This is a genomic window from Paenibacillus macquariensis, from assembly GCF_900156375.1.
GTDB classification, from domain to species: Bacteria; Bacillota; Bacilli; order Paenibacillales; family Paenibacillaceae; genus Paenibacillus_AQ; species Paenibacillus_AQ macquariensis.
In genome coordinates this window covers 1-9,512 of sequence record NZ_FTNK01000045.1, presented here as the reverse complement: position 1 = coordinate 9,512, position 9,512 = coordinate 1, and the positions used below count along the sequence as shown (strand labels likewise).

The window sequence follows — 9,512 nt, the reverse complement described above, 5'->3', positions numbered from 1 at the left end:
ATAGACAACAAACAAAAAGGCAAGGCTGGTGCAACAACCAAAAAAGGATTAATCTCCCATGAGTGCTACCCATATAGGGTGCGACATTCTGTGATGCACCGTGGTGGTCGGAGTCAGACTAACGGTTGGGCTCAATGGCACCATAGCTTATCGACCTTCTTCGCCAGCCGTACAAACAGTATAGACAGAGGTATCCATTTTCATCCTCTGTGGTGCAGCCCGCTCTTGGGCTGCATGTATGGCTAACGGGCAGGATAGTGCGGTAGCGAGGCAATCTTTTTACTTGAGGAAAAATCAATTCATTCATATGTCCCTTATTTTCTCCTATCCTACGGGAAATCCATTCAAGTAATCGAACCACAGAGTTTGAAGGAAAAACTTGTTGCTGTTGCGTAGGAGTTAATGGAATATTATCAACTTTGATAACTTCACTGACAGAAGATGTCAGTGAAGTTATTTTATAATGATGATAATCAATGATTACCGATGGATGGTTGGTATCACTTGATGAATTGTAAAATAAGGAGAACTTGCAAATGAATATTTCTATGAGTTGATGAATTCAATCCAATGAAGGTATAAGCATAAAATTGATATGTTATGATCATTTAAAGGAGGAGTAAAAATGACAGAAAGCATAAAATATGTGGGAGTGTCAGGTAAATATACAAAGAATGGAACACCCAACGGCTGTACATCTATTACCCCATTTATAACAGTGAAGAATCCTTCTGAAGCAATAGAGTTCTATAAAACTGTTTTCAATGCAAGGGTTAAGGATATTACTGAATATCCTGATGGAAATGGCAATAAAATAATTGTTCATGCGGAATTAGATTTTGGAAATGGTTTTTTGCAGCTGGGGGCAGCGAATCCGGCATATAAATTGGTCTTGCCGCCAGATGAAGACAATGCGTGTTATTCTTTAGGAATTTACGTAATTAATGTTGATCAGGTAATTGAAAATGCGGTAGCAAGAGGAGCAAAAGTAAGGGAACCGGTTGTAAACTTTGTTTCAGGTGATCGATTCGGAAGTATATTGGATCCTTTTGGAGTAAGATGGTCTATTATGACTAGGATTGAGGATTTGTCAGAAGAAGAAAGTAGTCGGAGGGTTGCTGAATGGGCCAAAAGCTTTAGTGGAGAATAAATGCAATAACTGTTTTAATAAAAAGTGTTAAAAATGACAATTTGCTGAAAATTGAGATGTGACAGTATGGCTCAAATATATTAGTTTTAAAAATTGTATACACTTAGATTCTGTTATTAAGCGAACGGGTAACTATAGTTGAATAACACACAATGATGAGCAGGTGCTACGTATCCTGCTCTTTTTTATTAAGCTAACGGGCAGTTATGCGCAGTAGTATGTTTTAATATAAATTTTAAAGGTGGTGATTGGGAATGGAAAATCGTACAATGAATGGGAAGATATTAGCCTTACGGGTATATTCATATTTGCATTCGGCTTTGCCTTTAATCGAGAATTAGGCATTATAGATATACAGGAGCCTTACTCTTCATTATCAGTTCCTTTGATTACCCTAGGGATAATATTACTTATTTGTTCAAATTTTTTCGAAAAAAAAGTGAAGTTTCCCGCTATTGAGTTTAAGGGACACGATAATGTAGGGATTTGCTATGAGGCAGCACCTTTTCTTTGGATTTAACCTATGTTCACCATAATTACAATTCGAACATCAATCATTCTCTGTGAGGCGACGACATGTATTTAAATATCAAATTCATTCTTCTATCTCTCCTGCTAGTGATATCAACAACTGTGTTTAGCTACTTCGTAGTTCAAAGATACCATTCGAAAATCCCTATTATTAACCAAATGTTTACTGATAGTGCCATCTCTGCATACGATGGATTAAAACCTGAATCTAATAATCCAAACGGAAACTACTATAAGGATCGCGTTCTTGTGCTGATGTATCATGATCTCAGTCCTGAGCCAAAGGACCCTGGAACATTATCCGTTGCTAATTTTGAGAAGCAATTAGAGTTAATGAGAGATAATAACTTTCACTGGATTTCCATGAGTCAATACACAGATTTCATACTTCACTCATCGCCTGTTCCGGACAACGCAGTGCTGCTTACTTTCGACGACGGCTATGAATCATTTTATAAGTATGCTTATCCGCTCCTACAGAAATATCAAGCCCCTGCGTCCAGCTTCCTTATTGTCAATGCAATCGACAATAAGGAGTATACAGGGATTCCGAAGGTGACCTGGGAGCAGGTTCAGCAGATGCATAGAAACGGCATTGAATTTTTCAATCATTCGTATGACTCGCACAAGTATGCAAAAACGAATTCCAGAAGTACCAGGGAGACTGCAATGCTTGCCGGTCGGATTTATCTGAAGGACAAGCAGCGGAAGGAAACGGAGGAAGAGTACAAGCTGCGTGTTACTAACGATCTTAAACAGGCCAATGACATCCTCCAGCAGAAGCTGGGCATTCAAAAAAATGTGCTTGCTTTTCCTTTTGGAGGCTTCTCTGAGTCGCTTCTGGATATATGCGATCAGTTAGGTATTGATGTAACGTTTACTGTAAAGATGGGTATAAACAAGCCCGGTCAAACCAATGGTTTTCGAATGAATACTGGAGGTATGGCCAATGATCCGGTGCTGCAGCTATCCCTCATGAAACACGCTGAGAAGCGGCTCGGTAGCATTCAATTTGAAGCAGGTTCAAGAACGCTGATCAAATCCCTACTTGTCCTAGTAGTTGTCGCTGCCCTCTGGCTATGGAGTGGATCGAAGTTGCTCGCTGGTAGAAAGCGTAATTGAGCAAAAGTCTCTCTGCCTGACTAGATACTCGTGTTCTGAGGCCATCCAACCTATTATTCATCCACACTGGACGAAATCACCGTAAACGAGATTATTAAGGTTCTTATTAAGGTATCGGTAAAGTTAACTGAGTCGTTATTCCGCTAACGGGCAGTTACCCGCAACATTGATGATATTCATAACGTCCATATATTTACAGTTAAGAACATAAGAAGTAAGAGGGAATGGGTACATGTTCTTGTCTTTTAAGAGTACATGTTCTTGTCCTCAGACAAAGAGGACAAGAACATATACCTATTGGAACCCGCACTAGGCGGGCTTTTTTAATTTTATGGGTACAAGTTCTTGTCCTTTGCTCGAGACAAGAACTTGTAGCGTTAGCCGCGGAGGCAAGTCCGGGACGTTTACAAATTTCGGGTGACAAGAATAGTATCTCATTAAATACCGCTTATTAGAGTTCCAAGTAGGTTCGAATCAATTGTACTCCACAACAAGGCATCTGTCGGAAGACAATAATATCTAATGCTAATCGACATAGGCCAAGAATATGTTACGGTGGACTATGATGATTAAGCTAACGGGCAGGATAGTTCGAAAACCACTTGAGCAAAATAACCAAAAAAGATGGAGGCTATTTCTCATGTGGTGGAAAGGTATAATTTTGATTTTGGCAATAGGGGTAACCAACTTTACAATTACGGATTGTGCTAAAGCTTACCGCAGCGAGGAGTCACCATCTAAATATAATGCCGATATTCAACGTAATTGCTTGGAAGAGGTCCTTATTTTCGAACTTCGTCCTAAGATTATGAGCGTACTTAAAAAGGAGTATGATAACTATCTCATCGACAGCGCTCATATCATACCGATCAGGAAATCGGATTCTTATCCTCAACAAGAGTTCATACTTGAAGGGAGAGTAACGAAACAAGATTCTACCTCAGATATAGTTCAAATCACTTTCAAAGCAAGTACAGACGGATACCAAGTGAGTGATTTTCATGCTATACGTAATAAAAATAACTAAAAAGTCAATCTTCCATTGAGCTAACGGGACACGATAGTGGAGGGAGCCTGCTTCGGGTAGCTCCTCTTTTGATTTATTGAAGTAAAGGCAATTACAGTTCGCAAAAACCGAGCGCTACTTGGGCGATTAGCCCCGGTAGCGCTCGGTTTTGTTTGGTCGTATTATCATTTGCGCGGCGCGGAAGGCCAACGTTAATTTCCGCCGTCGTTAACTAATGTCACTTCCTTCTGGAAAATAACCCTTGTGTTCCCTCCGTAAGGATTGAGCAGGGATGCTTGAATCACAGCAGTGCCGCTTGCGATTTGATTAGGAATAGATACCGCTCCGTTTGAAAGGACAGTTACCTTGTCGTCTCCGGATACTTTCGACCACTTCAAAAGAAGGTAAGGAAGATTAATGTCGAGCAACTTAAGCGAAAAATTGTGTTTTCTCCCATTGGCTGTTATTTTGACTGCCTCTACCGTTTCAGAGCGGATGTAAGCAACGGCCAGCGCGTTAATGGCAGGCTTGTCTTCCTGTAGTTTCTGCAGGAAGCTTTGCGCCGTAGCCAGCAGATCTTGCGGTGTAACGCCAAGCTGATTAAAAATGCTGGTGACTCTGTACGCCTCTGAATCGCCGAGCAGCTGCTCTAACGCATCAAGTAAAAGCGCTGTCTGCTTTTGTTTATCCAGGACCAGTTGAACGAGCTCAGGCCTAAATTTTTGCGCAAGCAGACTGACGATTGTACCTTCAAGACCTACAAGGCTGTCGCCGTCGCCTGACAGAAAGGTCATGAAATCAACGATCGTTAGGCTATTTTGTCCCCCGGCAGCCGCTATTGCGTTTAAGGTTTCGCGGAAAGCTGAATTTGTTAGTATGTTGTTCAATTCAGCTTCATACGAGTTGTAATGGATCGAACCGACCGCTTTGATGAGTTGAAAAAGGCTGCTTTTCAGCTCCGTTTGGTCTACATCCTGAGGCAGCTTCGCGCTGATTTTGTTCCATACCGGATCGATCAGAGACAGGTTAGCCGCTTCATCCATTCCGGCGATTTCATCGCGCAAACTTTGCACATCCCGCACGTCAGAAGGATCGCCTGCTGTTACAGCGGCATGGAGCTTAATTAGCCGTTCCAGGAACGGATTTGACAGCATACCTGTCGTTGCGGACACAGACGGTCCGTCCGTTGTCCAAACGCCGTCCGTCTGCTTTGACTCTATTTTAAAGGTATAGGAGGTGCTTGGCTGAAGGTCACTTGCCTCATAAGAGAGAATCGTATCGGATACCGTGTCGATAAGCTCACCGTTTCTGAAGATCCGATAGCCGCTGCTCACTGCAGCAGGGGTCCAAGAGAGGGATAGCGATGTCTGCCCCACATCCTCTGCACTCAAGGCACTCCCTGCGGGCCATACAGCTTGTACATGGAATGTGCCATAATAATCTTTATAAACTCCCTCATTATCTACTGCGCGGATTCTTATGCTATGATAGCCATTTTTTAATCCGGTTGCTTCAGCTGTCAAGTTCCACGTTTGTTCATCGTAGCTGAAAGGCACGAGCTCCTCATCAACTTTGACTAGGATAGAATCTTTTTGCAAGCCAAATCCTCCAAAGAGAGCTTCGCGTATTTTAGCCGTGATGACCGGATTTGCCGTCGTTACTGTAGCTCCGGTGCTTGGGTAAACCGCCCAGATCCCCGGGGGGGAATGCGGCAGAGGAAGCGTTTCTGTAAATACAGAAGGTCCATCCGTTGTCCAACTGCCATCCGGTAGCTGGGCTTCTACGTGAAAGCTGTGGTATTCACTAGCCTCCAGATCTGTCGCCTCATACGATCGAATCGTTTCATCAAGCTCTGCCAGAAGCCCTAATCGATCCGAATAGATCCGATAGCCCTTGCTCCCCTCGGTAGCAGTCCAAGAGAGAGTTACGGAGTAGAAGCTATTATTTCCTGCATGCAAAGTGCTTCCATCGGGCCATATGGATTGTTTAACGTAGAAAACACTTGTGAATTGAGCATGATTTCCTGCCTGGTCGGCAACTTGGATTTCAAAGGTGTGGGCTCCATATTGTAATACGGGGGAATAAGTGAACGCTAGGCCGTGCATATAATTGACGGGAATACTGCCAGTGCCTAAGACTTCTCCATCGAGCTTGAATGTGATCGAATTCAAGTTTAGGCCTGATCCGGTATCACCAATCCCTGCGGATAGTTGCGTGGTGTTCTCTGATATGGTACTTCCGTTAACAGGAAAAACATTGCTAATAATAGGGGGAGTAGAGTCGGTTTCCAGCAAAAGATTGCCTGCCTCACTGCTCTCTTGCGCAAAAATTAAAGCAGGTGAAAGCAAGGAGAAAACCAAGCAAATAAGGATCAGATACGATGTGTTCTTTCGAACGGTAAAAATAATGACCACCTCATTCCTCTATTCTTAAAAATAGGAAAAGACATTCAATTCGAATAATAATATATCACAAAAGTTCGCGTTGTGAATATAAACTTTGTTCAGTTCGAATCCCATTACAAAATCCAGAAACAGGCTGCTGATCATTTTGTTAGCTTATTGAGTAGTTCATAAATAAGAAGTTATCTGAAGTACGATGAAAGAGTTGATAAAATCATGATGACAGTAGGAACTGTAAAGATATATTTCCTAACTGCTGATGAAGGCGGGCAAAGTATTATTCCAGTTGGAAACTTCTCAACACCCATAATCATTGAAGAAGATAGGAAGCTAATAAATGGATTATGGAGTGCAGTAATTGAATTTCACAAATCTCCGAATACACAAAGAGATACAACTGAAGACTTGTATTTACTTTTCCATGAGAAAAAAGAGGCACAGAATCATTTAATCAAACCTGGAATGAAATTTGAATTAACGACAAAAAAGAGTGATAGCTAGAGGTATAATTGAAGCATTAAAAAATCAAGTAAGGTCCTAGGACGATGTGTCGACGAGAATGCTAAAACGTATTCTGAAACTCGAATTCGTTATTGAGCTAACGGGACACGATAGTTCAATCACACACAATGATGAGCAGGTGCTACGTACCCTGCTCATTTTTATTAAGCTAACGGGCAGTTTTCTTCAATCCAAACACACAAAAATAATCTTTTGAAAACTCAATGCAACTACATTTGCGAAGTAGGAAAATCATTACAAATGCAGAAATTATTAATATGACGGATTGATGAAAACAGATAAAGAAGTTCCGGCGAAGAACATGATCCATAACTAACATAAAGGTGGCGGTACAACATGGAAATTAAAAATATCAGCATAGGGAAAACTCCTCAAATGAACGATAAGGTTGAATTTACTGTAGAACATGAAGGACGATCTATTCGCTTTAAATCTACACGTTCAACTAAAGGTTGGAATGTTTACTGCTACAAAGTCAATGAAGTATGGATACCCAAAAAAGGTAGATTTGAAGACATTATCTACCGAGAAATTGGAGTTGAATTTGTTGGTACGAGAGAACAATTCATAGAAGGCGCATGGCAACAGGGCGAAAAGAAAAATTGGTGACCAATATGATGAGGAGCGACCATAAATAAGATTTGTTAGGTGACATTTGAGCAATTAAAGAAAAAAGACTCTTTTAGAAGTGGGTTGAGATTTTTTTTAATTCAACGTTATCTGCTTCCTGTCGGCCTCATTATGAAAAGGAATTATTAGTTGAAGAAGGATTCCAGAGACAGTCAACATATTTTTTATATCTCATCTGGACGGTACTATTCATTTATCTTATTGACCTAACGGGCAGTAATGTTTAATTAGAACTAATCTTGACCTACCCTTATTAAGTTGAAATGCGGTAATATGGTAATATATTGTAACCTATCCGTTTGGAGTGAATATTATGTTTTCTGAAATAGATTATGAAGTAATTGCAAAAGAATCTTTGAAAAGTTACTCGATTATTTATGAAGAACTTGTTTATTTGGGGAAAAGTGACAATGTAACATTTCAAGTGAATACATTTGATGAAGGTTTGAAGTACCTTATTAAAATCCATATTTCTACTAATTCCATTAAAACAAAAAATGTTATTGAATCTGAACTGATTTGGCTTGAAGCATTAGCGAGAGAATCTAATTTAGTTATTCCTACTCCTGTAAGAAATCTAAAAGAAGAGTTGATTACAGAAATATCAACAATAAACAATGAAGAAAAAATAAATATGACTTTATATAATTGGGTTAATGGAGAAGTGCTTAACAGAGAACCAACAAAAAATGAAACAACAAGTTTGGCTCTTTTAATGGCGGCTCTACATAAACATTCTATACAATGGAATATTCCTGAAGATTTTAAAAGACCAATTTATGATTCGGATAATTTATATACGTCACTAAGTCAACTTAAAGAACTGCTAAATTTAGAACTAATAACTAGAGAAGATTTTGCTATTATTGAAGAATCTGTACGTAAAATCTCAAATGTAATAGAAAGTCAAAAATCCTCACAGAATAGTTGGGGAATTATTCATTCCGACCTTCATGAAAGCAATTATGTGTTTTACAATGATAGCTCTCGACCAATTGATTTTTCCAATTGTGGTCATGGATTCTATTTATTCGATATTGCTGAAACTTTTATGCATCTTTCAATTGAAAATCGAAAAATATTTATATCAACATATAGTAATGTACATCTGCTTCAAGAAAATTATATAGAAGTATTAGAAGCGTTTTTTATATGGTCCATTGTAAGGACTTTTGCATTCCATACATTAAATCCAGATGAGCATAAATCTTTATCAGAAAACTTTCCATCAATTATACAAAACTATTTTATCAAATACCTTAGAGAAGAGAATTTCTTATTAAGCTAACGGGCAGATTAACGCTATAAGCCTCTTAGGATTAGTATGCTTAAGTAAAAGAAGTATTCTCATGAATTCTCTAATGTAAATAAATACAAATTCCACTTCAATTAATCCATTTTCTATACATATTTTTAATAGTATATTGAGGTAAATAAAGTGATTATTCACTTTGATAAATCCGAAATTGCTTTGTCGGTATTATTTTATAGCTTCGTAAGGATTGCAAAACCATCGAAATATGGGAGTTTAAAACAGATGTTGTGCCGTAGTTAGTTTTATGAAAGGAAGGTATAGGGGTGAGTATTTATTACGCTTCAAGCAAAGAGGATATCACTAAGGATGCACTCCAAGAGTTATTTCTTTCGGTAGAATGGGAGTCTGGCAAGTATCCAAACGAGCTTTTACAAGCAATCGGAGGGTCTCATTCAATTGTTACCGCTTGGGAAGGAGGAAAGCTTGTCGGTTTAATAAATGCTTTGTCAGATGGTGTTTTAACGGTATATTTTCATTATATGCTTATTAATCCGAGTTATCAGAGTATAGGTATAGGTAAGGAAATGATGAATATAATGCTTGATAGATATAAAGGGTGTAAAACAAAAGTATTAATTTCTTATCCTCATGCAGTGGATTTCTATAATAAATTTGGCTTTAATACAGAGGATGGAGCTACACCAATGTTTATCTCAGAGTTGATATGATTGAACTAACGGGGAACGATAGTTGAATGACACACATTGATGAGCAGGTGCTACGTAGCCTGCTCTTTTTTATTAAGCTAACGGGCAGTTTAGCTTCAGGTGAATAGAGGTCTTGATAAGCTTAATGTCGAAAAGAATGTATAACCGCATAAAACAGAAGGAGAGG

General features: G+C 39.2%; 8 protein-coding genes and 1 pseudogene. 8 read left to right on the top strand and 1 reads right to left on the bottom strand.

All coding sequences use genetic code 11. The features are described 5' to 3' along the window. Positions 1–264 precede the first annotated feature (264 nt). The 4 genes and pseudogenes from BW961_RS31815 to BW961_RS28695 form a co-directional block, all read left to right on the top strand. Positions 265–396 (top strand): annotated as a pseudogene (locus BW961_RS31815) (DNA-binding transcriptional regulator); the annotation flags it as partial. A 229-nt stretch (positions 397–625) separates the two neighbouring features. Then, the gene (locus BW961_RS28710) at positions 626–1,150 is read left to right on the top strand and encodes a VOC family protein (protein ID WP_068591344.1); all 525 of its coding nucleotides are present in this window, start codon (positions 626–628) and stop codon (positions 1,148–1,150) included. A gap of 576 nt (positions 1,151–1,726) precedes the next feature. Beyond that, positions 1,727–2,803, top strand: coding sequence for a polysaccharide deacetylase family protein (locus BW961_RS28700; RefSeq protein ID WP_068591340.1), 1,077 nt, complete (start codon positions 1,727–1,729; stop codon positions 2,801–2,803). A gap of 640 nt (positions 2,804–3,443) precedes the next feature. Then, entirely contained in the window at positions 3,444–3,830 is a 387-nt protein-coding gene (locus BW961_RS28695) for a DUF3888 domain-containing protein (protein ID WP_076577116.1), read from the top strand. 191 nt (positions 3,831–4,021) lie between these two features. Here BW961_RS28695 and BW961_RS28690 read toward each other — a convergent pair whose 3' ends face one another. Next, a complete protein-coding gene (locus BW961_RS28690) occupies positions 4,022–6,223 on the bottom strand; it encodes a fibronectin type III domain-containing protein (protein WP_068591336.1) in 2,202 nt (733 codons plus the stop codon). A 204-nt stretch (positions 6,224–6,427) separates the two neighbouring features. Here BW961_RS28690 and BW961_RS28685 point away from each other — a divergent pair, with 204 nt between their 5' ends. The 4 genes from BW961_RS28685 (at position 6,428) to BW961_RS28670 (ending at position 9,346) form a co-directional block, all read left to right on the top strand. After that, complete coding sequence (locus BW961_RS28685; RefSeq protein ID WP_068591334.1) at positions 6,428–6,712, top strand: hypothetical protein; 285 nt, start codon at positions 6,428–6,430, stop codon at positions 6,710–6,712. Between the two features lie 357 nt (positions 6,713–7,069). After that, complete coding sequence (locus tag BW961_RS28680) at positions 7,070–7,342, top strand: hypothetical protein (protein WP_068591332.1); 273 nt, start codon at positions 7,070–7,072, stop codon at positions 7,340–7,342. Between the two features lie 334 nt (positions 7,343–7,676). After that, the gene (locus BW961_RS28675) at positions 7,677–8,651 is read left to right on the top strand and encodes a phosphotransferase enzyme family protein (RefSeq protein WP_068591330.1); all 975 of its coding nucleotides are present in this window, start codon (positions 7,677–7,679) and stop codon (positions 8,649–8,651) included. Between the two features lie 290 nt (positions 8,652–8,941). Further along, complete coding sequence (locus tag BW961_RS28670; RefSeq protein ID WP_038573410.1) at positions 8,942–9,346, top strand: GNAT family N-acetyltransferase; 405 nt, start codon at positions 8,942–8,944, stop codon at positions 9,344–9,346. The last annotated feature ends 166 nt before the right edge of the window (positions 9,347–9,512 follow it).